General features: G+C 70.3%; 22 protein-coding genes. 13 read left to right on the top strand and 9 right to left on the bottom strand.

Going from position 1 to position 24,089, the window contains the following annotated elements; translation table 11 throughout:
• Positions 1-27: 27 nt before the first annotated feature.
• From IU450_RS21010 to IU450_RS20995, 4 genes are all read right to left on the bottom strand, one after another.
• The gene (locus IU450_RS21010) at positions 28-444 is read right to left on the bottom strand and encodes a DUF4233 domain-containing protein (protein WP_195151454.1); all 417 of its coding nucleotides are present in this window, start codon (positions 442-444) and stop codon (positions 28-30) included.
• A 136-nt stretch (positions 445-580) separates the two neighbouring features.
• On the bottom strand, positions 581-1,966 hold the full coding sequence (gene folC, locus IU450_RS21005; RefSeq protein ID WP_416382894.1) for a bifunctional tetrahydrofolate synthase/dihydrofolate synthase: 1,386 nt from the start codon (positions 1,964-1,966) through the stop codon (positions 581-583).
• Between the two features lie 77 nt (positions 1,967-2,043).
• Positions 2,044-4,740, bottom strand: coding sequence for a valine--tRNA ligase (locus IU450_RS21000; RefSeq protein WP_195151453.1), 2,697 nt, complete (start codon positions 4,738-4,740; stop codon positions 2,044-2,046).
• A gap of 393 nt (positions 4,741-5,133) precedes the next feature.
• Entirely contained in the window at positions 5,134-6,060 is a 927-nt protein-coding gene (locus IU450_RS20995; protein WP_195151452.1) for an NAD(P)/FAD-dependent oxidoreductase, read from the bottom strand.
• Positions 6,061-6,152: 92 nt separating this feature from the next.
• On the opposite strand from IU450_RS20995, the gene IU450_RS20990 reads away from it, so the two are divergent.
• Together IU450_RS20990 and IU450_RS20985 are read left to right on the top strand one after the other, a co-directional pair.
• Positions 6,153-6,746 carry a helix-turn-helix domain-containing protein gene (locus IU450_RS20990; RefSeq protein WP_195151451.1) on the top strand — a complete coding sequence of 198 codons (594 nt, stop codon included), beginning with the start codon at positions 6,153-6,155 and terminating at the stop codon, positions 6,744-6,746.
• Between the two features lie 157 nt (positions 6,747-6,903).
• A complete protein-coding gene (locus IU450_RS20985) occupies positions 6,904-7,572 on the top strand; it encodes an AAA family ATPase (RefSeq protein WP_324197752.1) in 669 nt (222 codons plus the stop codon).
• A 25-nt stretch (positions 7,573-7,597) separates the two neighbouring features.
• Here the strand turns inward: IU450_RS20985 and IU450_RS20980 are convergent, their stop codons facing one another.
• Together IU450_RS20980 and IU450_RS20975 are read right to left on the bottom strand one after the other, a co-directional pair.
• The gene (locus tag IU450_RS20980; protein WP_416382890.1) at positions 7,598-8,533 is read right to left on the bottom strand and encodes a YegS/Rv2252/BmrU family lipid kinase; all 936 of its coding nucleotides are present in this window, start codon (positions 8,531-8,533) and stop codon (positions 7,598-7,600) included.
• The gene (locus IU450_RS20975) at positions 8,530-10,107 is read right to left on the bottom strand and encodes an FAD-binding oxidoreductase (protein ID WP_195151633.1); all 1,578 of its coding nucleotides are present in this window, start codon (positions 10,105-10,107) and stop codon (positions 8,530-8,532) included. The genes IU450_RS20980 and IU450_RS20975 overlap by 4 nt, the downstream gene beginning before the upstream one ends.
• A gap of 177 nt (positions 10,108-10,284) precedes the next feature.
• Here IU450_RS20975 and IU450_RS20970 point away from each other — a divergent pair, with 177 nt between their 5' ends.
• Complete coding sequence (locus IU450_RS20970; protein WP_195151450.1) at positions 10,285-10,911, top strand: TetR/AcrR family transcriptional regulator; 627 nt, start codon at positions 10,285-10,287, stop codon at positions 10,909-10,911.
• 87 nt (positions 10,912-10,998) lie between these two features.
• On the top strand, positions 10,999-12,540 hold the full coding sequence (locus tag IU450_RS20965) for a glycerol-3-phosphate dehydrogenase/oxidase (protein WP_195151449.1): 1,542 nt from the start codon (positions 10,999-11,001) through the stop codon (positions 12,538-12,540).
• A gap of 37 nt (positions 12,541-12,577) precedes the next feature.
• Here the strand turns inward: IU450_RS20965 and IU450_RS20960 are convergent, their stop codons facing one another.
• On the bottom strand, positions 12,578-13,096 hold the full coding sequence (locus tag IU450_RS20960) for a GNAT family N-acetyltransferase (RefSeq protein ID WP_324197751.1): 519 nt from the start codon (positions 13,094-13,096) through the stop codon (positions 12,578-12,580).
• A gap of 43 nt (positions 13,097-13,139) precedes the next feature.
• Positions 13,140-13,811: a TetR/AcrR family transcriptional regulator gene (locus IU450_RS20955; protein ID WP_195151447.1), complete on the bottom strand. Its 672-nt coding sequence runs from the start codon at positions 13,809-13,811 to the stop codon at positions 13,140-13,142.
• A 456-nt stretch (positions 13,812-14,267) separates the two neighbouring features.
• On the opposite strand from IU450_RS20955, the gene IU450_RS20950 reads away from it, so the two are divergent.
• The 4 genes from IU450_RS20950 to IU450_RS20935 all read left to right on the top strand — a co-directional run bounded on the left by IU450_RS20950 (position 14,268) and on the right by IU450_RS20935 (position 19,681).
• Positions 14,268-15,437 carry an FHA domain-containing protein gene (locus IU450_RS20950; RefSeq protein WP_195151446.1) on the top strand — a complete coding sequence of 390 codons (1,170 nt, stop codon included), beginning with the start codon at positions 14,268-14,270 and terminating at the stop codon, positions 15,435-15,437.
• Between the two features lie 496 nt (positions 15,438-15,933).
• A complete protein-coding gene (locus IU450_RS20945; protein WP_195151445.1) occupies positions 15,934-18,225 on the top strand; it encodes an FdhF/YdeP family oxidoreductase in 2,292 nt (763 codons plus the stop codon).
• Positions 18,222-19,061 (top strand): formate dehydrogenase accessory sulfurtransferase FdhD, encoded by an 840-nt coding sequence (gene fdhD / locus IU450_RS20940; protein ID WP_195151444.1) that lies wholly within the window; start codon positions 18,222-18,224, stop codon positions 19,059-19,061. Before IU450_RS20945 ends, fdhD begins: the two co-directional genes overlap by 4 nt.
• A gap of 80 nt (positions 19,062-19,141) precedes the next feature.
• Positions 19,142-19,681: a hypothetical protein gene (locus tag IU450_RS20935; RefSeq protein WP_195151443.1), complete on the top strand. Its 540-nt coding sequence runs from the start codon at positions 19,142-19,144 to the stop codon at positions 19,679-19,681.
• A 93-nt stretch (positions 19,682-19,774) separates the two neighbouring features.
• Here the strand turns inward: IU450_RS20935 and mihF are convergent, their stop codons facing one another.
• On the bottom strand, positions 19,775-20,089 hold the full coding sequence (gene mihF / locus IU450_RS20930) for an integration host factor, actinobacterial type (protein WP_029895202.1): 315 nt from the start codon (positions 20,087-20,089) through the stop codon (positions 19,775-19,777).
• Between the two features lie 194 nt (positions 20,090-20,283).
• Between mihF and IU450_RS20925 the strand changes: the two genes are divergently transcribed.
• The 5 genes from IU450_RS20925 (at position 20,284) to IU450_RS20905 (ending at position 24,082) form a co-directional block, all read left to right on the top strand.
• Positions 20,284-20,904, top strand: coding sequence for a dihydrofolate reductase family protein (locus IU450_RS20925; RefSeq protein ID WP_228834894.1), 621 nt, complete (start codon positions 20,284-20,286; stop codon positions 20,902-20,904).
• A 187-nt stretch (positions 20,905-21,091) separates the two neighbouring features.
• Entirely contained in the window at positions 21,092-21,880 is a 789-nt protein-coding gene (locus IU450_RS20920; protein ID WP_195151441.1) for an AraC family transcriptional regulator, read from the top strand.
• Between the two features lie 38 nt (positions 21,881-21,918).
• Positions 21,919-22,296 carry a nuclear transport factor 2 family protein gene (locus IU450_RS20915; protein WP_181724709.1) on the top strand — a complete coding sequence of 126 codons (378 nt, stop codon included), beginning with the start codon at positions 21,919-21,921 and terminating at the stop codon, positions 22,294-22,296.
• A 108-nt stretch (positions 22,297-22,404) separates the two neighbouring features.
• Positions 22,405-22,974: a carboxymuconolactone decarboxylase family protein gene (locus tag IU450_RS20910; RefSeq protein WP_195151440.1), complete on the top strand. Its 570-nt coding sequence runs from the start codon at positions 22,405-22,407 to the stop codon at positions 22,972-22,974.
• A gap of 226 nt (positions 22,975-23,200) precedes the next feature.
• On the top strand, positions 23,201-24,082 hold the full coding sequence (locus tag IU450_RS20905) for a hypothetical protein (protein WP_228834893.1): 882 nt from the start codon (positions 23,201-23,203) through the stop codon (positions 24,080-24,082).
• Positions 24,083-24,089 lie beyond the last annotated feature (7 nt).

The following is a 24,089-nucleotide window of genomic DNA, read 5'->3' as shown; positions in this document are numbered from 1 at the left end:
CCGCGTGGAACCATCGCAGGCAGGCGGCTACTGCCGCTGGATACGCTGGCTGGGCAGCAGGCCCTTCTCCATCCGGCCGCGCACGTCGGCGCGCAGCACCAGGATGAAGCCCCACACCACGCCGAACACCACGCCGATGACGCCGATGGACAGATGGATGAACGCGCCCAGCAGGACGAACACCTGCAACGCGAGGTTGAACGGCAGCGCCCAGGACCGGCGCTGCAACCCGGCCCCGAGGAACATCACCACCGCCAGCGCCACGAGATAGGTGCCGGACAACCAGGTCACCCCGCCACCGACGTCGGCGACCACCGGCAAGGCCAGCAGCACCACGATCGCCTCGAGCACCAAAGTCCCCGCCATCACTCCGCGAAAACCCTTCCACGGGTCGGTCGCGGGCGGTGGTACCGGCTGCTCGTCCTTACCGGCCGATTCGCTCATGCTGTGCCCTCCTCGACAGTCGCGAGCCCTACGCGGTCGCGCAGGCCGCCGCCGGGCCCGACGCTCGTGCCGCATCCGTCCTCGACATGAGCGAGCCCTACGCGGTCACGCACACCGCCACGTCCCGGCCGGACGCTCATGCCGGGTCCTTTCCGAACAGCGCGCGCGCCGCGCCCGCCGTGACCACCGACCCCGTGACCACCACACCGGCACCGGACACCATCTCGCCCGGCTCGCCGACCTCTTCGGCGATCGCGATGGCGGTCTCCAGTGCGTCGGGCAGCGTCACGGCGGTGACCACGCGCTCGTCGCCGAAGCGCTGCACCGCGCGGTCGGCCAGGGTCTCCACGTCCAGCGCGCGGGGCGAACCGTTGCTGGTGACGACGATCTCGTCGAACACCGGCTCCAGCGCGGTGAGGATGCCGTCGACGTCCTTGTCGCCGAGCACCGCGACCACCCCGACCAGCTTGCGGAAGTCGAACTCCTCGGTGAGCGTCGCGGCCAGCGCTCGCGCGCCCGCCGGGTTGTGCGCGGCGTCGATGAAGATGGTCGGCGCGCTGCGCATCCGCTCCAGCCGCCCGGGGCTGGTGACGCTCGCGAAACCGGCGCGCACGGCGTCGATGTCGAGCCGCCGTTGCGGGCCCGCGCCGAAGAACGCCTCCACCGCCGCGAGCGCGAGCACCGCGTTGCGCGCCTGATGCTCGCCGTGCAGCGGCAGGAATATGTCGTCGTACACCCCGCCGAGTCCCTGCAGCTCGAGCTGCTGCCCGCCGACCGCGATCTGGCGGGCCAGCACGCGGAACTCGGAACCCTCCCGCGCGACCGCGGCGTCCACCTCGACGGCGCGGCGCAGCAGCACCTCCATCGCCTCCGGGTCCTGCTCCGCGATCACCGCGACGTTGTCGCGCGGCACCAGGCTGTCCGGGGCCCGCTTGATGATCCCGGCCTTCTCCCCCGCGATCGAGGCCAGGTCCGGGCCCAGGTAGTCGGTGTGGTCCAGGCCGATCGGCGTGATCACCGCGACCTGCCCGTCGACGACGTTGGTGGCGTCCCAGGTGCCGCCCATGCCCGTCTCCACGACCGCGACATCGACCGGCGCCTCGGCGAAAGCGGCGAAGGCCATGCCGGTGAGCACCTCGAACTTGCTCATGGCAGGTCCGCCGGCCGCCGCCGACTGCTTGTCGATCATCTCGACGTACGGCAGCAACTCCCGGTAGATCTCCACATACCGCGCGGGCGTGATCGGCGCGTTGTCGATGCTGATCCGCTCGGTGGCCAATTGCAGGTGCGGACTGGTGATCCGGCCGGTGCGCCGGTGCAGCGCGGTGAGCAGCGCGTCGATCATCCTGGTCACCGAGGTCTTGCCGTTGGTGCCCGCGATGTGGATCGCCGGGTAGTTCTGCTGCGGCGAGCCGAGCAGGTCCATCAGCGTGGCGATCCTGGTGAGCGACGGCTCGATCTTGGTCTCCGGCCAGCGCCGGTCGAGTTCCGCCTCGACCAGCGCCATCTCGGCCAGTTCCACCGGCGAGGGCCCGGACCCGAGCCGCGCCCCGCCGCCACGGCGCTCGTCGTCGCCGTATTGCGGTTCCGGCTCGTGGTTCACTTCCCGCTCAACTCCGCAAGTCGCGTCAACTCCGCCAGTCGCGCCCCGATACGCGCCACCTCGTCGGACGCGATCTGCTGCCTGCCGCGGATCTTGTCGACCACGTGGTCGGGGGCCTTGGCCAGGAACGCCTCGTTGCCGAGCTTGGCCGCGGTGCCCTGGAGTTCCTTCTGCGCGGCGGCGAGATCCTTCTCCAGCCTGCGGCGTTCGGCGTCCAGGTCGACCGCGCCGGAGGTGTCCAGCTCCACGGTGACCGTCCCGGCGCTCAGGCGGACCTCGACCGACGCGGTCGCGGCGAAGTCGGCGCCGGGTTCGGTGAGCCGGGCCAGATTCGCCACCGACGCCGCCTGCTCGCCGAGGCCCGCCTCGTCCACCCCGATCAGCTTGGCCGCCACCTTCTGCTTGTCCGCGAGACCCTGGTCGCTGCGGAACCGCCGGATCTCGGTGATCAACCGTTGGGTGTCGGAGATCCGCTGCGCCGCCTCCTGATCCACGGGAATACCGGAGGGCTGCGGCCACGATGCGATCACCACCGACTCGCCGCCGGTCAGCGCCTGCCACAACGACTCGGTGACGAACGGGATGACCGGGTGCAGCAGGCGCAGCACCGCGTCGAGCACCGAACCGAGCACCAGCTGGGTCGCGTCGGCGCGCGCGCCGTCGGCGGCGAACTGCACCTTGGCCAGCTCCAGATACCAGTCGCACAGCTCGTCCCAGGCGAAGTGGTAGAGCGCCTCGCACGCCTTGCCGAACTCGTAGGCGTCGAACGCGGCGTCGGTGTCGGCGCGCACCGCGTCCAGCCGGTCCAGGATCCAGCGGTCGGCGTCGGTGAGCTGCGCGCGGTCGGGCAGCTCACCGACCCGCGCGCCGTTCATCAGGGCGAACTTGGTCGCGTTGAACAGCTTGGTCACGAAGCTGCGCGAGGCGAGCACGTGCGGCTCGCCGACCGACAGGTCGCCGCCGGGCTGCGCGCCGCGCGCGAGGGTGAACCGCGTGGCGTCGGCGCCGAAGCCGTTGATCCAGTCCAGCGGGTCGATCCCGTTGCCGCGCGACTTGGACATCTTCTTGCCGAACTGGTCGCGGATCAGGCCGTGCAGGAACACGTCCTTGAACGGCACCTGCCGCTCGCCGCCCTTGCCCGCGGTCAGCGCGGCGTCCTCGGCGACGTAGGTGCCGAACATCATCATCCGCGCCACCCAGAAGAAGAGGATGTCGTAGCCGGTGACCAGAACGCTCGTGGGATAGAACTTCTCGAGTTCCGCGGTGGCGTGCGGCCAGCCCATCGTGGAGAACGGCCACAGGCCGGAGGAGAACCAGGTATCGAGCACGTCCGGGTCCTGCACCCACCCCTCGGGCGCTTCCTCGTCCGGCCCGACGCACACCACTTCGCCCTCGGGGCCGTACCAGATCGGGATGCGGTGGCCCCACCACAGCTGACGCGAGATGCACCAGTCGTGCATGTCGTCGACCCAGCCGAACCAGCGCGGCTCCTGGCTCTTCGGATGGATCACGGTGTCGCCGGTGCGCACGGCGTCACCGGCGGCTTTGGCCAGCGACTCGACCTTCACCCACCACTGCATGGACAGGCGCGGCTCGATCGGCTCGCCGGTGCGCTCGGAGTGCCCGACGCTGTGCAGGTAGGGCCGTTTCTCCGCGACGACCCGGCCCTCCCGCGCGAGCCGCTCGCGCACCTTGACGCGCGCCTCGAAACGGTCCATGCCGTCGAATTCGGTCCCGGTGCCGGTGATCCGGCCACGCTCGTCCATGATGGTCGGCATCGGCAACCCGTGCCGCAGACCCATCTCGAAGTCGTTGGGGTCGTGCGCGGGAGTGATCTTCACCGCGCCCGAGCCGAACTCGGGATCGACGTAGTCGTCGGCGACGATCGGGATCTGCCGCCCGGTGATCGGATGCTCCAGGGTGGTGCCGAGCAGCGCCCGGTAGCGCGGGTCCTCCGGGTGTACGGCCACCGCCGTGTCGCCCAGCATCGTCTCCACCCGGGTGGTGGCCACGACGACGTGCGGCTCGTCGTCGCTGAGCGAGCCGTAGCGCAGCGAGACGAGCTCGCCCTCCACGTCCTCGTACTTGACCTCGATGTCGGAGATCGCGGTGCGCAGTTCGGGCGACCAGTTCACCAGCCGCTCCGCGCGGTAGATCAGGCCCGCGTCGTAGAGCCGCTTGAACATGGTCTGCACGGCGCGCGACAGGCCCTCGTCCATGGTGAAGCGGTCCCGGCTCCAGTCGACGCCGTCGCCGAGCGCGCGCATCTGCCACTGGATAGCGCCGCCGGACTCGCGCTTCCAGTCCCAGACCTTCTGCACGAACAGTTCGCGGCCGAAGTCTTCCTTCGTCTTGCCGTCCACCGCCAGTTGCTTCTCCACCACGGTCTGGGTGGCGATGCCCGCGTGGTCCATGCCGGGCAGCCAGAGCACCTCGTAGCCCTGCATGCGCTTGCGGCGCGAGAGCGTGTCCATCAGGGTGTGGTCGAGCGCGTGGCCCATGTGCAGCGTGCCGGTGACGTTCGGCGGCGGCAGCACGATCGAGTACGCGGGCTTGCCGCTGGCCGGGTCGGCGGTGAAATAGCCAGCGGCTACCCAGCGCTCGTACATCTCGGCCTCTACCTCGCTGGGCGTCCAGCTCTTGGGGAGGGCATCGGCACGATTACGCGTGTTGTCAGGGGCTGCGCTGGTCACCCCGCGATTCTAGAGCGCGGCGATCGACCCACTTCGGGTCGGTCGATCCCGCGCGCCGGTTCGCGCGGATTCACCGGTCGGCCCTGGATCGGAAAGCTGACCGGAATGCGACCGGAAACTGACCGGAAACCTGACCGGATACCCAACCGGAAATCGGACACGGTCCCGCCGTCAGGGCCGCGTCGCGCCGCTCGATACGAACCGTACACGCGGTATTCCGCATCGAAGACAAAGAAAGGCGGAGTCTTCGGTGGATGAGGGACACCGAACACTCCGCCTATGTCAGAAGCTTACCGGCGATCCGAGGCCGCACTCGGAATCCATAAGTAATTCTCAGCTTCCGGCATTTTGTACCCCGGCTGTTCCCCTTATCGGGAGAAGACGCCCGCCCCCTTATCGGGCGAAGGCGCCTGCGTCGGCCAGCACGAGGTCGCCGTTGATCGCGATCGCGGCCGTCGAGCCCGCACCCGCGGCGGAGATCACCTGGGCGGCCGGATTGCTGACGTTCCCCGCGGCCCAGACTCCCGGCACGCCGGTGCGCCCGGTCGCGTCCGTCACCACCCAGCCGTTGTCATCGAAGGCGCAGCCCAGCGCGACCAGCACGGCATCGTTGGCGCGGAAGGTCGGCGCGACGAACATCGCCGTCCTCGGTACCGCTCGCCCGTCGGCCAGTTCCACGCCGCGCAAGCGATCGTCCACGGCGAATCCGGCCACTTCGCCTTCGAGCACCCGCACCCCGCGTGCGTCCAGGTGAGCGCGGTCACCGTCGGAGAGCGGCATCGTGTTCGGGAAGAAAATGACGTCGTCCGACCACTGCGGCAAGAGCAGCGCCAGATGCACGGCGCGGGCCCGTGCACCGGGTTCCGGCCCGCCGAGCACGCCGATCGGCTGGTCACGGACCTCGTAGCCGTGGCAGTACGGGCAGTGCAGCACGTCACGGCCCCAGCGCTCACGCACGCCGGGCAGCTGCGGAAGTTCGTCGCGCAGCCCGGTGGCGACGAGCACGCGGCGAGCCCGCAGAGCTCCGCCGCCGCCGAGCCGCAGTGTGTAGTCCGACTCGCCGGTCCGCTCCGCGTCGATCACGACATCATCGATCAGTTCCGCGCCGTAGCCCGCGGCCTCGGCCGCTCCGCGGGCCAGCAGCTCCGCGGGCGGCATCCCGTCCCGGGACAGGAATCCGTGCATGTGCTCGGCGGGCGCGTTGCGCGGCGCACCGCCCCCGACCACCGCGACTCGCCGCCGCGCGCGGGCCAGGACCAGCGCCCCGGACAGTCCCGCCGCCCCGCCACCCACGATCACCACGTCGTATGTCTCGCTCATTCCGCGATCACCTCCACCGACACAGTGCAGCCGACAATGGCACTTCGGCAACTAATGTTGCCAAAAACGGGAAAACGCGGTGCACTGGTGAGATGTCCACACCACCGGGCGTCGCCCAGGCTCTCGCCGACATCGGCCCGCGGCTCAAAGCGCTGCGCACCCGCCGCAACGTCACGCTCACCGCGCTGGCCGAAAGCACCGGCATCTCCAAGAGCACGCTCTCGCGACTGGAGTCCGGTCAGCGGAAGGCCAGCCTGGAGTTGCTGCTGCCGATCGCGTTGGCCCATCAGGTGCCGCTGGACGAATTGGTCGCCGCTCCCAAGATCGCCGATCCGCGCGTGCACACCACAGCACGGAAGATGAACGGGCTCACCATTGTCCCGCTCACCAGGCAGCCGGGGCCGCTGCAGGCGTTCAAGATCATCATTCCGCCCGAGCGCGGTGAACCCGACCCGAAGGTGCACGAGGGTTTCGAGTGGCTCTACGTGTTGTCCGGACGGCTTCGACTGGTGCTCGGTGAGCACGACCTGGTGCTCGGCCCCGGCGAGGCGGCGGAATTCGACACCCGCCAACCGCATTGGTTCGGCAGCGCGGGCCGGGGTCCGGCGGAAATCTTGAGCCTTTTCGGATCCCAAGGCGAACGAATGCATCTTCGCGCGCGATCGGCGGGGCGAAAACGCGAGTGATGGCCATTGTCCGAAATGTCCGTTATTGCCGAATGCAGGAAAACCCAGGACTCTGGAGGGGGTGGATACCCCTGGCACGCCTCCTTCGATGAATCCTCAGAGAAAACCAGGGTTTTCCCGGTTGCCGAACACGTATCCGCTGCGCACGCTGGGAGAGGTGAACCCCCCGCTCGAAGCCGTGTCCGCGTCCGCCCCGGAACCCCGGCTCCCGATCCTGATCCCGGACACGCTGCACGATCTCCGCGGTCACGCGATCGAGGAGATCCGGTACCCGGTCTCGGCGGCGCTGATCGTCGCAGGCGTGCCCGGGGCGGGCAAGAGCACCGCGCTGCGCAAGTTCTTCGGCGCCGATTCGACGGCCGACGCACCGTCGCGCAGCGCCGCCGGGGTGCTGGTGCTCGACTCCATGCAGGCGCGCAATCGTTTGCGGCCTCGGCTGTGGTGGCTGCCCTACCTGCTGTGGCGTCCGCTGGTGCACGCAGCGCACTTCTCGGCGATCCGCACCGCGTTGCGTGAGGTCACCGGCCCGGTGGTCATCCACGACTGCGCCACGTTCGGCTGGGCGCGGGCACTGATCGCGCACTGGGCGGCGGACCGCGAACTGCACCTACTGATGCTCGATGTGCCCGCGGCGGTGGCCCGCGCAGGCCAGCTCAGCCGTGGCAGGCGGATCAATCACATGTCCTTCCGGCTGCACGTGCGGCGCTGGCGGCAACTCATGCGCGCGGTCGTGATCGAGCATCGGTCGCCGGCCGGTGCGTCACGGTCGGTGGTCATCGTCGATCGCGCGGCCGTCGACCGGTTGCGGTGCGTGACGTTCGGCTGACCGGCACGCGTTGCCGCCGTGACGGTCAGGGCACCAGGACGGTCAGCGCCGCGGGGACCGCGCGGATGGTGATCGGCAGGGTGCCCGCCGGTTCGCCGTCCGCGGTCGCGGGCGCGCCCGCCGCGGTGAGCGTGACGGCCGTGGCGCGGAACTGCTTGACCTCCGGGTGATTCTGGCGTTTGCCCGCCGACAGGGCGGGCAGCAGGCGCAGCATCTCCCTGCGCGACAACGCGCCGACCACGGTCAGGTCGAGCAGGCCGTCGTCCATGATCGCGTCCGGGCAGATCAACATGCCGCCGCCATAGGTGCGGGTGTTGCCGACCGCGACCATCACCGCCTCGGTCTCCAGCAGGGAGCCCGCGCCGGGGTTGGTCAGCCCTTCGGTCACCGCGCCGACCAGTTCGACCCGGTAGGGCACGGTGAAGCGCCCGGAGATCTCGGCCAGCGCCGCGACGGTGTAGCGCAGCCTGCCTTTCGGCCGGCGCATCGCGTTGGCGCGCAGGGTGACCCGCGCGTCGAATCCGGTGCCGGTCACCGTGGCGAACCACATCGGCGGCCGGGACGACTCGATCCGCCCGAGATCGATCGTCCTGGTCCGCCCGCGCAACACGACAGCCGCGGCGGCGACCGGGTCGTCGGTCGGCACACCGAGTTCCCTGGCCAGATCGTTGCCGGTCCCTGCGGGAACCATGCCGAGCGCGACGCCGGTCTCGGCGACGGCCGGAAGCGTCACGTTGATCAGGCCGTCGCCGCCGACGCAGACCACGGCATCCGGTGGCGCCTCGCCCGCGACCGAGTCCCGCACCTGCCCAACCGTTTCCGCGACCGAGCGGGCACATACCTCGGTGATCTCGGCGCCGCCCGCGCGAAGGTGGGCGATCGCGGCGCTCGCCGCATCGCTTCCTCTGCCGTGCGGATTGGTCACCACGGTGAGTCTGCGCACCGGCGAATACTCGTTCACGGCACCAGCTTTCCGGGATTCAGGATGCCCGCCGGGTCGAGCTCGGCCTTCACCGCGCGCAGCACGCGCACGCCGAGGTCACCGAGCTCGTCCGGCACCCAGGGACGGTGGTCGGTGCCCACCGCGTGGTGGTGGGTGATCGTGCCGCCCGCCGCGACGATGGCGTCGCCCGCGGCGCGCTTGGCGACCTGCCACTGGGCCAGCGGGTCGTCCAGTTGCTTGGCGACGACGGTGAAGTACAGCGATGCGCCGGTCGGATAGGTGTGCGAGATGTGGCACATGACCAGGGGCGGTGTCCCCTGCGCGCCGAGCGAATCGGTCAGCGCCGCGGTCACCTTCGCCTTCAGAGCGCTCAGATCGGACCAGGTGGTGGCGGTTTCCAGGGTTTCGCACAGCACGCCGACATCCAGCAGCGCGTCGCGCAGATACGGCGCGGCGAAACGCCCGTGCTCCCATTCCCGGGCCGGGGTCTCCCCCAGGGCGGAGCCACCCGCGGCGGCCAGCACGGCGGCCGCTTCGGCGCTGCGCGCGGCGACATGCGCGGCACTGCCCTCGAAGGTGGTGACGGCCAGGCATCCGGCGACCGGGTTGCCGCCGATATCGCCGGAGCGGGCGAGGTTGATCCCGGTCTCCGCCTCGTCGGAGAGCCGGAGCACGGTCGGCGCCGCGCCCGCCTGCACCACCGAGCGCAAGGCGGCGGCGCCGGTTGCGAAGTCGGGGAACGACCACGCTTGATACGCGACGGTTTCCGGGACCGGGTGCACCCGCACGGTGACCTCGGTGATCACACCGAGCGTGCCCTCCGAGCCGACGAACAGCTCGCGCAGGTCCGGGCCGGCGGCCGAAGCGGGGGCGCGGCCGAGTTCGAGGGTGCCGCTTGGCGTGGCGATCTTCAGTCGCTGCACCATGTCGTCGAACCGGCCGTAACCCGCCGAGGCCTGGCCCGACGACCGCGTCGCCGCGAAGCCGCCGATGGTGGCGAACTCGAAACTCTGCGGGAAGTGGCCGAGCGAAAGGCCGTGCGCCCCCAGCAGTTCCTCCGCGCGCGGACCGGTGAGTCCCGCTCCCAGCGTGGCGGTGCCGCTGATCGGATCGATGCCGGTGACGCCGTCGAGCCTGCGCAGGTCCAGCGCGATGACGGTGTCGAAACGACCGCGCACGGGATCGACGCCACCCACCACGCTGGTGCCGCCGCCGAACGGGACCACCGCCACGGCCTGCTGCGCGCAGTAGGCCAGCACGGCGAGGACCTGATCGTGATCGGCGGGGAAGACGACGGCATCCGGGGCGTCCTGCGGGCCGTCCGCCCGGCGGCGCAGCAGATCGGGGGTGCTCTTTCCCCCGGCGTGCCGCAACCGATCGCGGTGGTCGGCCGACACGTTGCCGGGGCCGACCACCTCGATCAGCCCGGCTCGCCGCGCCTGCGTCAGCGCCGATTCACGCAGTGGCACGTCGCCCTCATCGCGGCGCGCCACCGAACTGCCGGACACTCCGAATACCTGCGTCAGCAGGCCACGGATGCGCTCCGAAAGTGGCTGGTGCCCAGCCGGGATTCCCCAGGCATCCCAGACCATACCCGCCGTCGATCCGCTCACGCCGGTCTTTGCCGGGGCAGCCGGATCGCCGCCGGTGTGCTGCTGCGTCTCCACCATACGTTACAGTTTGACATATACTGTCAATCAGTAACAAGCACGTGAACCATTCTTCCTGGTCGGCGCCCTGCGGACCACTCGACCACCGGTGGTGACACCTTGAGCGTTCCTGACGACTCCGCCGAGTACCTACTCTCGGCGATCGACCTGGCGATCCTGGACGCTGCGCGCGCCTGCGTGCAGGAGTTCGGCGTACGCCGCACCACGCTCACCGAGGTGGCGCGGCGAGCAGGCGTCAGCAGGCCCACCGTCTACCGCCGCTGGCCGGATACCGGCGCGCTGGTGGCCGAGCTACTGGTCCGCGAGCTGCGCGGCATCGTGGCCGAGGCGATGCCCTCCGCGGGCAGCGCGCGCGCCAGGCTGGTCGAGGGCGTGGTCTCGGGAGCGGCGACGGTCCGGTCGAACCCGTTGTTCGGCAAGATCTTCCGCACCGACACCGATCTGATGCTCACCTACGTCTTCGGGCGGCTCGGGCGCAACCAGCGCGCGCTGATCGAGCTGTTCGCGGCGGGTATCCGGGAAGGCCAGCAGGACGGCTCCATTCGCGACGGCGATCCGGAGCGGATGGCCACCATGCTGCTGCTGATCGCCCAGTCCGCGGTGCAGTCGGCGGGCACCGTCGCGGCGTTGCTGGCAGGCGAGCACCTCGACACCGAACTCCGCCGCGCGATCGACGGCTATCTCGACGACCACGCGGCCGAAGACGGCGACCGCAAGCGACCGTGACGAGCACGAGCGGACGAGCACGCGCGCGAACGCTTCCCGCTGGCTCGAAAGGCTCGAAAGGCTCGAAAGGCTCGGAAAGGCATTGTGATGAGCACGAATTCGGTGCGCACCGGAGACTCCGCGTTGAACGCCGCCCGTCGCGCCGCGGACCTGGCCCTGCTCGGTGACGGCGCCGAGATCGACGTCCTCGTGATCGGCGGCGGCGTCACCGGCGCGGGGGCCGCCCTGGACGCCGCGGCCCGCGGGCTGCGAACCGTCCTGGTCGAGCGCCACGATCTGGCTTTCGGCACCAGCCGCTGGAGTTCCAAGCTGGTGCACGGCGGCCTGCGCTACCTGGCAGGCGGCCGGGTCGGCATCGCTCACGAGAGCGCGGTGGAACGCGGCATCCTGATGCGCACCACGGCACCGCATCTGGTGCGCCCACTGCCCCAGCTCGTGCCGCTGCTGCCGGGCATCGGCGCGACGCAAGCCGCCCTGGTGCGCGCCGGTTTCCTGGCGGGCGACCTGCTGCGGCGCGGGGCGGGCACCCCGGCGGCCATCCTGCCCCGGTCCCGGCACGTCACCGCCGCGGAGGCCGTGCGGCTCGCACCGACGGTACGCCGCGCGGACTTGCGCGGCGGCCTACAGGCGTGGGACGGACAGCTGGTGGACGACGCCCGCCTGGTCGTCGCGCTGGCGCGCACCGCGGCAGCCCACGGCGCGCGGGTGCTGACCAGGGTCGAAGCGCTCGCGGTGTCCGGCGATTCGGCGACCCTGCGCGACATTCGCACGGGCGAGACCCTCACGGTGCGACCGCGCGCCGTGGTGAATGCCACCGGTGTCTGGGCCGACCAGGTGGATCCGAGCATCCGGCTGCGGCCGAGCCGCGGCACCCACCTGGTGTTCTCCGCCGCCTCCTTCGGCGGCCTCACCGCCGCGCTCACCGTGCCGGTACCCGGCAGCATCGGCCGCTTCGTCTTCGCCTTCCCCGCCGCGCACGGCCGGGTGTACCTGGGCTTGACCGACGAGGACGCGCCGGGACCGGTACCCGACGAGCCGAAGCCCACCGACGGTGAGATCGAGTTCCTGCTCGAGACCATCAATCCGGCCCTGCGTGAACCATTGACCCGCGACGATATTCGCGGGTCGTACGCCGGATTGCGTCCACTGCTGCAGACCGCCGACGACAGCACCGCCGACATCTCCCGCAAACACGCGGTGCTGCGGTCCCCCACCGGGATCGTCACCGTTGTCGGGGGCAAACTCACCACCTATCGGAAGATGGCCGAGGACGTGATCGACGCCGCCGTCGCGCACGGCGGTCTCACCGCGGGGCCGTGCCGCACCCGGCAGCTTCCCCTGATCGGCGCGGTCTCCGGCGCGGCGCGCGACCACATCGCCGCCCCGCCCGTGCTGATCGAGCGCTACGGCGGCGAGGCGGCCGCCGTACAGGCCGCGGCGCGCCGTGATCCGGCGCTGGCCGAGCCGGTCGCGCCCGGAATCGACGTGCTCGGCGCCGAATTCGCGTTCGCGGTGTCCCACGAGGGTGCGCTCGACGCCGAGGATCTGCTGGATCGGCGCACGCGCATCGGCTTGGTCGCCGAGGACCGCGCGGCCGCCGCCCCGGCCGCGGTCGCCGCAGTCGGCTAGGGGACGCGCCCGTCGCTTCGTCCGGCGCGGCAGGCGGTCATTCCATCGACCACGCGGTCAGCTCCGCGCGCATGCACGCGCGCGGCCAGCGGTCGAGGCCGTGGGCACGTTCGGCGGCCCGCAACGCGACCAGCCCCGGCGTCTCCTCGTCCGCCGACAGGTACCGGAAGCCGAGCCGCTGGTAATACGGCCCGTTCCAGGCGACTTCGGTGAACGTGGTCAACGTCATCGCGGGCAGGCCCGCGGTGGCGGCCCAGCGGGCGGCCCGATCGATCAACCGCTTGCCGATCCGGCGTCCGGCGTAGTCGGGGCGCACCGACACCTGCTCGATATGAGCGTTGCCGTCGACCACCCCCAGCACCAGGTAGCCGATCGGCACGTCGTCGTCGGTCCACACCCAGGCGCGCCCGGCTTGCTGAAACTCGCGCAGCGTCGCCAGCGAAGGGGGTTCGTCGTCGGCCACGGCCGTCATCCCGATCTCCGCGAACGGCTTGCCCGCCGCGGTTTCGATGTCTTGCAGCACGGGAAGGTCTGCGGTCGTCGCTGGCCGGATCACCGGCTCATTCTGCCTCCGCATCCGCCGAGCGGACCAGCGAATTTCACTCCGCCCGCGTGGCGAGGATGCCGTTGACCAGCACGCGCATCGCCCACGCCGCGCGTGCGTCGCCGTCACCGGCCAGCAGAGCGTCCCGCATGGCCACGACCATGGGATAGCGGTCGGCGGGCAGCTCGGCGAAGCGTCGCCGCACCTCGGCGAGGTACTCCTGCTCGGTACCGCCGCCGACGTTGTGCACGCTCTGTTCGGCCGCCGACGCGGTGCTGTGCAGAAAGAGCAGGTCCACCGCCCACGAGGCGGTTCGGTCGTCCAGTCCCGCCTCGGTTAGCGAGCCGAGCATCAGTTCCACCAGCCGCAACGCGTTCGGGCTGTCCGGGATCGCGCCGAGCGCGACGAGCGCCAGCCCCTCGTGCCTGCTCATCGCCGCGACCATGGCATCGACCAGCTCGGTGAGCCGTTCTCGCCAATCCGCTCCGGCAGGCTCCGGGACAGCGCCGAGGACGTGGTCGAGCATGGCGGCCATCAGATCGTCGCGATTGGCGACGTAGACGTACAGCGAGGCGGCGCCGGTGTCCAAGTCCTGCGCCACCCGGCGCATCGTCAGCGCCGCCGCGCCATCCCGGTCCAGGATGCGCAGGCCGGTCTCGATGATCACCTCGCGACTCAGCGGAGCTTTGGCCGGGCGGGACCGGCGGCTGACGGCTGCTGCGCTCATACGCCGAGCATAACCAGCGACGAACGCCGTTCGGGTGTTCGGCGCATGCTCGCATCGCGTTCGGGGCGCACTCAGCGATGAGCCAGCCGGGTCGTCGCAAATGGGCCATTCGAACGGAAAGCGGGAGCGCCGACGACGCGGTCTGCCTACCCGTGGCCCGGCCGGCGAGAAGTGATCACGACAGGACTCGTCACGTGATCCAAGACACAGTCGGAAATTTCGTATATGACTACCTGTTGCTGCGGAAAAGACCACAACGCGCAGCTCACAGCCGTCGCACAGGCGCGCGGAACCGCCCGCGAGAACCTGGGCGGGAGCGCGTGATTCGATGACCGGACAGCACAGCGGAGCGTTCCAGGATTCGGCTCGGTGATGGTTCAAGCCCCGGGTTCGGTCGCCACCGACGCTCTATGCTGGCTTCGGAATGCCGGTAGTGCGCCGGGAAGGAGGGCGCGGGTGCGCAAGAAACCGTCCACCGTGGGTGTCGCACCGGGCGACGGACTGGTCGCCCGATTCGGTGCGGTCGTCGCCTATCTCGGTGCCGAAACCACCTCCACGGACCGGATACTCGGCACCATCGAAGCCGTGGCCGAGGGTGATCATCCCGGCGCCGCGCTGGCTCAGCGCCTCGCCGCGGTGATCTTCGGCAGCACGGTCCAACCGCCGCCGTTCGGAGTCGTCGCGCCGACCGACGACGGCATGCTGATCCTGCTGCGCGGACCGGTGACCGCGGAGATCCAGGGCGCGGAGGGCACCCGCCGCCTCGACGGCGGGCGTGCGTTCACCTGGGTGGACGAGATCGTGCGCGAACCGGTGCGCCGCATCACGATCGGCGCGGGCACCGGCGCGCCCCCGGCCGCGCTGCCCCGCACCGACTTGCGCGCCGGGGTGGTCCCCGGCGGCGGCTTCGTCTTGCACGCCGCGGTGCGCAGTGCCGGGAAGACTGTCGAACCCCGGAGACCCGAGCCTTCCGCACAGGCCGAGCCGGAACCGACGGCCGCGGCGGGCTTCTCGGCGACGCCCGAACCGACCGGCGCTTCCGACGCGGTCGCGCCTGCGGCGACGCCCGCCCGGCCGACCGAATCGGCTCGCCTCCTCGCCAAACCGCGTCCGCCCCGGCCCGCCACGGATCGACCGCTCGCATGGTCGCAGGTGCAGCCCGCACACGAACCGGTCGCCTTGCGCAAAGCGCCGGAGAACGGTGGGACGCGAGTCCCGCGCCCGGCCGCGCCGTCCGGCGAAGCCGCCGTCGGCGCCCTGGTCACCGAGGACGGGGCCGCGTACCCGTTGAACCGCGCCTATGTCATCGGGCGCGGGCCGCAGGTGGACGATTCGGTCCGCGCCGCCACCGCGACCCCGATCGTCATCCAGCGTGACCGCCATGTCTCGCGCGTGCACGCCTATGTGTCGGTCGACGCAGGCAAGGTGTACGTCCGGGACGCCGCCGCCACCTCCGGCACCTTCATCGCCGCACCCGGCACCGACCAGTGGACTCGGATCAGCACATCCCCCACCGAACTCCCGCCCGGCTGGCGCGTCCGCATCAGCGAGCGAGTCCTCACCTACCGCGGCGACGACCAGCGCACCGGCATGGCCGACATCGCAGGCGCACGCCGCCGCTCCTGACCCTCGCCCGCACCGGCCCCATAGGAGCCCGACGCACGAGTCCACGCCAGTGACCGCCGCACCGCGCGTCGCCAGTCCCGCCCCGTGGCGCGGACCCGCCGGACCGGAGTTCGGCGTGTCGATCGTTGACGGTGAGCGGGCTGGGTCTGCGGCCGATCCGAACGCCACCGTGACCGAGGCGCCGCCGCGGAGCATCCACGAGTCGCTGCTCGCGGGCATGACGACGGTCGGTGAGCTACAAGTACTGCATCCGGTCGTGGATCCGGGTCAGGTCACCCGCCGAACACCCGTCGGACGTGTGCGCCGAAAGGGCCGCGGGACGGCCCGACTCCCACAGCGACCCGCGGATCCGCGCCGCCGCACCGCGACAGACCGCGGCCTCTCAGCGGCTGCGGATCCCCTGCTGGATCGCGGCGGGCGACGCAGTGCGGCACTGCTGGTGTGGTGCGAACGGGCGGCCGCCCGGCCCCGGCCATGTGGGGAGGACAATGGCGGCATGCACCGAAACGGACCGAGCCGGGACATCGACGAGTCCGAGCTGACCGTGACCCCGCCCGAGAAGCAGGCCGCGGGCCTCACCGCCGTGGGGGTGGCGCTGAAACGCTCGGTCGAGAAGATGGGTGTCATCCGCACCGCCCGCACGCTGGCCCGGGTCAATCAGGTACACGGCTTCGACTGCCCCGGCTGCGCCTGGCCCGAACCGACCGGCCATCGCAGGCCCGCCGAGTTCTGCGAGAACGGCGCGAAGGCGGTCGCCGAGGAAGCCACGCTGCGCACGGTCACGCCGGAGTTCTTCGCCGCGCACTCGATCGCCGAGTTGAGCGAGAGGTCCGGCTACTGGCTCGGCCAGCAGGGCAGACTCACCCACCCGATGGTGCTGCGGCCCGGCGACACCCACTACTCCCCCATCGCGTGGGACGAGGCCTACCGGCTGATCGCTGACACCCTGCGCGGCTTGGACTCGCCTGACGAGGCGGTGTTCTACACCTCCGGCCGCACCAGCAACGAGACCGCGTTCCTCTATCAGCTGCTGGTGCGCAGCTACGGCACCAACAACCTGCCGGACTGCTCCAACATGTGCCACGAGTCCTCCGGCGCCGCGCTGTCCAGTTCGATCGGGATCGGCAAGGGCTCGGTCTCCATCGACGACTTCGAGAAGGCCGACCTGATCGTCGTCGCGGGCCAGAATCCGGGCACCAACCATCCGCGGATGCTCAGTGCGCTCGCCGCCGCCAGGACCAAGGGCGCCCGGATCATCGCGGTGAATCCCCTGCCGGAGACCGGGCTGCTCGCCTTCCGCGACCCGCAGACAATCAAGGGCGTCACCGCAGGCATGCCGATCGCCGACGACTTCCTGCAGATCCGCCTCGGCGGCGATATGGCCCTGTTCCAGGCGCTCGGCCGCCTGCTGCTGGAAGCCGAGGATCGCGCGCCGGGCACGGTCGTCGACCGGGCGTTCATCGACGCCCACTGCGCGGGTTACGCCGAATACGAAAAGCACGTGCGCGCGGTCGATCTCGCCACCGTGCTGGAAGCGACGGGCCTCAGCACCGCCGAGCTCGAGCACACCGCCGAGGTGTTCGCCCGGTCGCGCAACATCATCCTGTGCTGGGCGATGGGGCTGACCCAGCAGGCCGATGCCGTGGCGACCATCGAGGAGGCCACCAACCTGCTGCTGTTGCGCGGCATGATCGGCAAGCCGGGCGCGGGCGTGTGCCCGGTGCGCGGCCACTCCAACGTCCAAGGCGACCGCACCATGGGCATCTGGGAGAAGATGCCCGCCGCCTTCCTCGACGCCCTCGACCGCGAGTTCGGCATCACCAGCCCGCGCGAGCACGGCTTCGACACCGTCGCGGCCATCCGCGCCATGCGCGACGGACACGCGAAAGTCTTCCTCGGCATGGGCGGCAACTTCGTCTCCGCCACCCCCGACACCGCCGTGACCGAGGCCGCGCTGCGCGGCTGCGCGCTGACCGTGCAGGTATCCACCAAACTCAACCGCAGCCACGTCGTGCACGGCCGCACCGCCCTCATCCTGCCCACCCTCGGCCGCACCGACCTCGACCTCGCCCCGGACGGCGCCAAAAATCAAGTTTCGGTGGAGGACTCGATGTCGATGGTGCATCTGTCCACCGGTCGGCTGACGCCGGTCAGCGACCATCTGCGCAGCGAAGTCGCCATCGTCTGCGAACTCGCCGGAGAGCTCTTCGGGCCCGATCACGCGGTGGGGTGGGCGCGCTTCGCCCGCGACTACGACGCCATCCGCGACGCCATCGCCCGCGTGGTGCCCGGCTGTACCGACTACAACGCGAAAGTTCGCGCACGCAACGGATTCCAGCTCCCGCACCCGCCACGCGACGCCCGCGAGTTCCGCACCGCGACCGGCAAGGCCAACTTCGCGGTCAACGAACTGACCTGGCTGCCGGTCCCCGACGGCAGGCTGATCCTGCAAACCCTGCGCAGCCACGACCAGTACAACACCACCATCTACGGCCTCGACGACCGCTACCGCGGTATCCACAACGGCCGCAAAGTCGTCCTGGTGCACCCCGACGACATCACGGCGCTCGGCTTCACCGACGGCGATCTGGTGGACGTCGTCTCCGAATGGACCGACGGCACCGAACGCCGCGTCGAAGGCTTCCGTCTGGTGCCCTACCCCACCCCGCGGGGCAACGCCGCGGCCTACTATCCCGAGACCAATCCCCTGGTGCCGTTGGATCACGTCGCGAAGCGGTCGAACACCCCGGTCTCCAAGGCGGTGACCGTCCGGTTCGAGGCATCATGAGTCGCGTCACCGCTCGCCGCCGCACCCGCAGGATCTCGCCCGCCGGAGAGATCCTGCGTCCGGACACCCTCGCCGTCGAAGAACCGCTCGAAATCCGCATCGACGGGCGATCGCTGACGGTCACCATGCGCACCCCCGGGGACGACATCGACCTCGTGCACGGGTTCCTGTTGAGCGAAGGCATGATCGGCTCCGGCGCGGACATCGTCGCGGCCCGATACTGCGCGGGCACCGACGACCAGGGCCGCAACACCTACAACGTCCTCGACGTCACCCTGCGCGCGCCCGTCCCGGTGCCGACCCGCGCCTTCCTCACCACCGGAGCCTGCGGACTGTGCGGCAAGACCGCCTTGGACGAGGTGCGCACCCGCACCCGATACCCGCTTCCGCCCGGCGGCCCCGTGGTGGACGCCCCTGCCCTGGCCGCCATGCCCGGCATGCTGCGCGATCGCCAATCGGTGTTCGACGCCACCGGCGGTTTGCACGCCGCCGGATTGTTCACCGCCGAGGGCGAAGCGCTGGCGGTGCGCGAGGACATCGGCAGGCACAACGCGGTGGACAAGGTGATCGGCTGGGCACTGCGCGAAACCCGGGTCCCCGCCCACGATCTGGTGCTCATCGTGAGCGGGCGGGCCTCGTTCGAGCTGGTACAGAAGGCCGTCATGGCCGGGATTCCGATGCTCGGCGCGGTCTCGGCGCCGAGCTCGCTCGCGGTCGACCTCGCCGCCGAGGCCGGACTCAGCCTGGTCGGTTTCCTCCGCGGCGACACCATGAACGTCTACAGCGCCCCCGAGCGGATCCGCGCCGTTCCTGGCGCGAACTCCCGGTTGGCCTGACTCACTATTGCCCGCGCCGGGCACGCGTTTTACCGTGACTGCACGGAGCCGAAACGGATTCGGCGGGAACGGAGCGGCCGATGCGGATCTCGGTGCAGGGGAACTCCGAGGGCCTACGGGTACGGATGCGTTTCGCGCAGTACCGCCGCCTGCTGCTCACGCGAATCGTGCTGGCCGTCCTGGCGGTGCAAGGCGCCGTCATCGGCCTCTGGGCCACCTTGGCGCCGCACTCCTGGTACACCAGCTTCCCGGGGTTCGGCGCTCGGTGGGTGGCGGCGGACGGCCCCTACAACCACCATCTGGCAGCCGACGTCGGGTCCTTCTTCCTCGCCCTGACCGCGGTGACGATCGCCGCGCTCGCCGTCGACGGCACCACGGCGGCCCGGATCGCGGGCGTCGGCTGGCTGACCTTCGGTGTCCCCCACTTCCTGTACCACGTCCTGCACAAGCCGGCCGAGCTGGGCGCGGGGAGCTTCACCGCCAGCCTGATCGCGGCGTTCCTGCTCGTGGTCGGCGGAGCGGTGTGTGTCTTCGTTCCGCCGCGCGGGAATCTGCCCTTGTCGGATCCGCAGCCGATCACAGTGCGTTTCCCCCGCCGCGGTCCCCGCGCATCCCGTTGACCGGCGATCCGGTCCAGCGAGTCCGGGACGCCCGTGGGCGACCACCACGGGCGTGATCCGGTGCGTCCGTGAGCGACGGCGAGTTCCCGCCGGTCAGTCCTTCAGCGCGTCGAGCAGCGCCGCGCGCTGCCGTGCGCCGAGACCACCGATGCGGCGGTCCTCGGGGATCTCCGCCTGGTCCATCAGCTTCGCGGCCTTCACCGGGCCGACACCGGGCAGTGCCTTGATCACCGCGGCCACCTTGGTCTTCTTGACCAGCTCGTCGGAGTCGGCCTTCTTCAGCAGGTCCGCGACCGAAACCTTGCCCGCCTTCACCTTGCCGATCAGTTCGGAGCGTGCCTTGCGGACCGCAGCCGCCTTGGCCAGGGCCTCGGTGCGCTGCTCTGCGGTCATGGTAGGCAGTGCCATGTCTCCTCCGCTTCCACTCGTCACTCGAACATCTGGTTGACCGGACCGAGTAAACAGCACGGCACCGGGAGCGCAAGCTCGACACACCGGGGCATGAACAGCGGAAATAGCGATGAATTTCCTCGGACCACGCCGTCGGAATCAGTGAACGGCCGATGCCCGACAGGCGAAAAGGACGAAAGGAACATCACGTCATGGAGCTGTCCCTCACCCAGTTCGTCACGCTGGACGGCGTGTGCCAGGCGCCCGGCGGTCCGCAGGAGGACACCAGCGGCGGCTTCACGCACGGAGGCTGGTCGGTGCCGTTCGGCGACGAGGATTTCGGCGCGTTCATCGATTCGGTCTTCGACCGTGTGGACGCGTTCCTGCTCGGACGGCGGACCTACGAGATCTTCGCCGGTTACTGGCCGAAGATCACCGATCCGGACAATCCGGTGGCCACGAAGCTCAACTCGCTGCCCAAGTACATCGCTTCCCGGACCATGGAGCGCACCGATTGGGCGGGCGCCGAGCTACTGCGTGGCGACCTGGTCGCCGAGGTGACCGCCCTGAAACAGCGGCCCGGCAGAGAACTCCAGATGCACGGCAGCGGGAACCTCGCGCGCAGCCTGCTGGCGCACGGGCTGATCGACACCCTGTATCTGCTCACCTTCCCGGTGCTTCTCGGCACCGGCAAGCGCCTGTTCAGCGCGGATGTCCAGCCGACCGGCCTGCGGCTCACGGATTCGCGCGTCACCGGCAGCGGCATCGTCATCGGCGCCTACCGCAACGCCGGCGCGCCTCGGTACGGCGACTATTCCGAAGCTGCGCGGTAACACCGGGTGCGCCGTTCCCGACAGAGTCAGCGAACACCGAGCGCGGGTCACGGTTCAACGGCGAACCCGGGGGGATCAACGGCGATCCCCCGAATCCGGCGCGCAATCGGCCCACCGAACAGCGCCGCTACCCGCGTCACACGACAGACCGCCGTCGCGTTTCACCCAGTCGTGACAGCATGACGGCATGGACCCGAGCACTCCGCCGGGAGCGTCCGCGGCGCTGTGGCTGTGGGCCGGGCAGGCGATCTATCGCGGACCTTCGCTGCGTCTGGCGGCGCATTCGACCGCGGTCGACTGCCTTGCCGTCGGGGTCGACGCCCCGTTCACGCTCGAGGCCGACGACATCGCGCGCCCCGCACGCAGCGCGCTGATCCCGCCGCGCCGGGTACACCGCGTGGTCGCGGACGGCGACCACATGATGTTCTGCTACCTGGATCCCGGATCGCGCACCGCTCGGGCCTGCCGCGACCGGATGACCCGGTGGGACAACGAATTCGGACTCGGCCACCGAGCGGAGTCCGCGCTCGCCGCGGCCGCGCGCGACGCACGTCCCGATCCGTGCTCCCTGGCGGAACTCGTCGGTGCGGCACCGGTCCCCGCACTGGACGACCGCGTAGCCGAGGCGATGGCGACCCTGCTGACCCATCCCGAGCGAGAAGTCACCGCCGACCGGTTCGCCGCGGCGGTGCACCTGTCGGAGTCGCGATTCCTGCACCTGTTCTCGGCCCAGGCGGGCACCTCGTTCCGGAGGTACCGGCTCTGGGCCAGGATGCTCGGCGCCGGACGCGCGATCTCCGGAGGCGCGAATCTCACCGTCGCGTCGGCCGCCGCCGGATTCGCCAGTCCGTCTCATTTCAGTGACGCGTTCCGCGCATTGTTCGGGCTCTCGCCCACCACACTCCTGGCCACCGGAGTCCGGATCGTCGTGCTGGATCGAGCGCACGGGATCGAATCGGCCGCGCGAACTTGCTAGTCTGAAACTAGAACACGTTTCACTTCGAAGGAGACTCGATGGCCAAGCAGATCCGCGACGTGGTCGAGCAGTACGTCAAGCTGGTCGGCTCGGGCCCGACCGAGGAGATCGTGAACCTGTACGCGCCCGACGCCATCGTCGAGGACCCGGTCGGCACCCCGCCCAAGCGTGGCCACGACGCCATCCGCGAGTTCTACGAGGTGATCGCCGCACTCGATCGAGAGACCGAACTGCGGCCCGAGGACATCAGGATCGCGGGCAACCAAGCCGCGTTCCCGTTCACCATCGTCACCAAGGTCGGCGGGCAGCGCTTCGTCCTTTCGCCGATCGACGTGATGCAGTTCGACGAGGAAGGCCGGATCACCGGGATGCGCGCCTACTGGAGTCAGGAGGACATGCGGGTCGAGCCCGAGTGACCCGCACGGCGGCCCGGTGTGCTAGGTCACAGCGCGGCCCCATCACATTCCGGCACGGTCTCTCGTCCGAGAAGTAGGAACCACATCCGCTGATCGAAGGAGACCGCCATGGGCGTCACCCGTATCGCCGCCGTCACCCCGCAGCAGGCCGGGCCGATGACCAAGCTGCTGTACCGGCTGGCCAAGCGCCGCTTCCGGGAAGTGCCGGAGCCCTTCGCCGTCACCGCCAACCATCCGAAGCTGCTCACCGCGAACGCGGTCCACGAGACCATGGTGGACAAGGCCAGCTCGGCCCTGCCCGCCGTGATCCGCGAAATCGCCGTCTATCGGACGGCGTGGACGATCGGCTGTTCGTGGTGCGTCGACTTCGGCGCCATGCTCATGCGCCTGGGCGAACTGGACGTCGCACGGCTCGAGCACATCGCGGACTACGCGACCTCGCCGCTGTACTCCGACGACGAGCGCGCCGCCATCGCCTACGCCGACGCGATGACCGCCACGCCGACCGCGGCGACCGACGAGCAGGTCGCCGACCTCGAGCGCCGCTTCGGCCGGGCGGGCGTCATCGAGCTCAGCTATCACATCGCGCTGGAAAACTCACGCGCCCGGTTCAATTCGGCGCTCGGGATCACCGCGCAGGGTTTCAGCACCGATTCCTGCCGGGTGCCCTGGGCGTGAAAACGGCCGCGGCGCTGCGGGAAAGGTCGGGCCCGGCCTGGCACTTCGGCGTCGCGGGCACTCCGGACTGTCGCTGCGGCGTGGAATGCACTAAGAATAAGAGGTGTTGACCTCGCCCGGCCGCGCCGCGGTCGGCGAGCTATCGTTTGCGAGCTCGGCTGAACGGTAGGCCGTACCGGCGTCTTCGGTTTCTCGAGTTCCCCTCCGCCCGACCGTTTGGAGCCGCATGCTCGACGAACAGACCACGGACGACGACGTCGCACGGCTGGCGAGACGAGTCGAGAAGGCCCGCGGCCGCCTCGCCTACCAGTTCGACCCGGCACTGACCGGCGCACTGTCGGAGGACGAACTGTTCGCCGAACGCGAACTGGCCGAACGGATCCGGACCCAGGATCGCGACCAGCGCTGGAAGCAAGCCGAGGCGTCCGCCGCGGCATCCGACCGGGCACGGCACACCTCGGAGGCCATCGAGAAGGCCGAGATCAGGGACCTCCTGTTGGCGCGCAAGGCGATTGCCGCGCAGCGCCGCGCGTCCAGCCCGCACGCCAGGCTGGCGTCGCTGTACCGGCACCGTTCGTGGTCGCTCGGCGCGCTGGCGGGCGTGGTCGCCGCCGGAATGCTGTGGTCGGCGGTCAACGTCCAGCACAACATCGCGCCAGGCGGGCCGACCGACCCGCTGTACTGGTTCAGCTACCTGCTCGAGGCGATGATCAGCGTGTCGCTGATCATCATCATGATCGGCACGAACAAGGTCACCGAGTGGGGCGTGCTGGACAACCGCAGCCAAGTGGCGGCGGCCGAGGTCTCCTTGCTCACACTCACCGTGGCTCTGAACACCTATCCCTACGTGAGTGCGGGGCGGTGGTTCGACGCCGCCGTCCACGGGGTCGCTCCGGTGATGATCGGCGTCGCACTGCTCATCCACGACGCCGCGAGCGCGCGATACGGGCGTGCGATCAGCTACGCCACCGAGCAGGTACGGAACTTGCCGGACCCGATCGGGCACGACCCCTTGCCGGAACGCTCCCCGGCGGACACTCGGTCCGGCGCGGACGCCGACCTCCCGGTGAGTTTCCACGCCCAATTGGTCCACGGCGCGCACAGCTAGGTGGTCC

Source organism: Nocardia abscessus, from assembly GCF_015477775.1.
GTDB classification, from domain to species: Bacteria; Actinomycetota; Actinomycetes; order Mycobacteriales; family Mycobacteriaceae; genus Nocardia; species Nocardia abscessus_A.
Note: the sequence above shows the minus strand (reverse complement) of the source record. Positions and strands in the feature narration are given on the sequence as shown.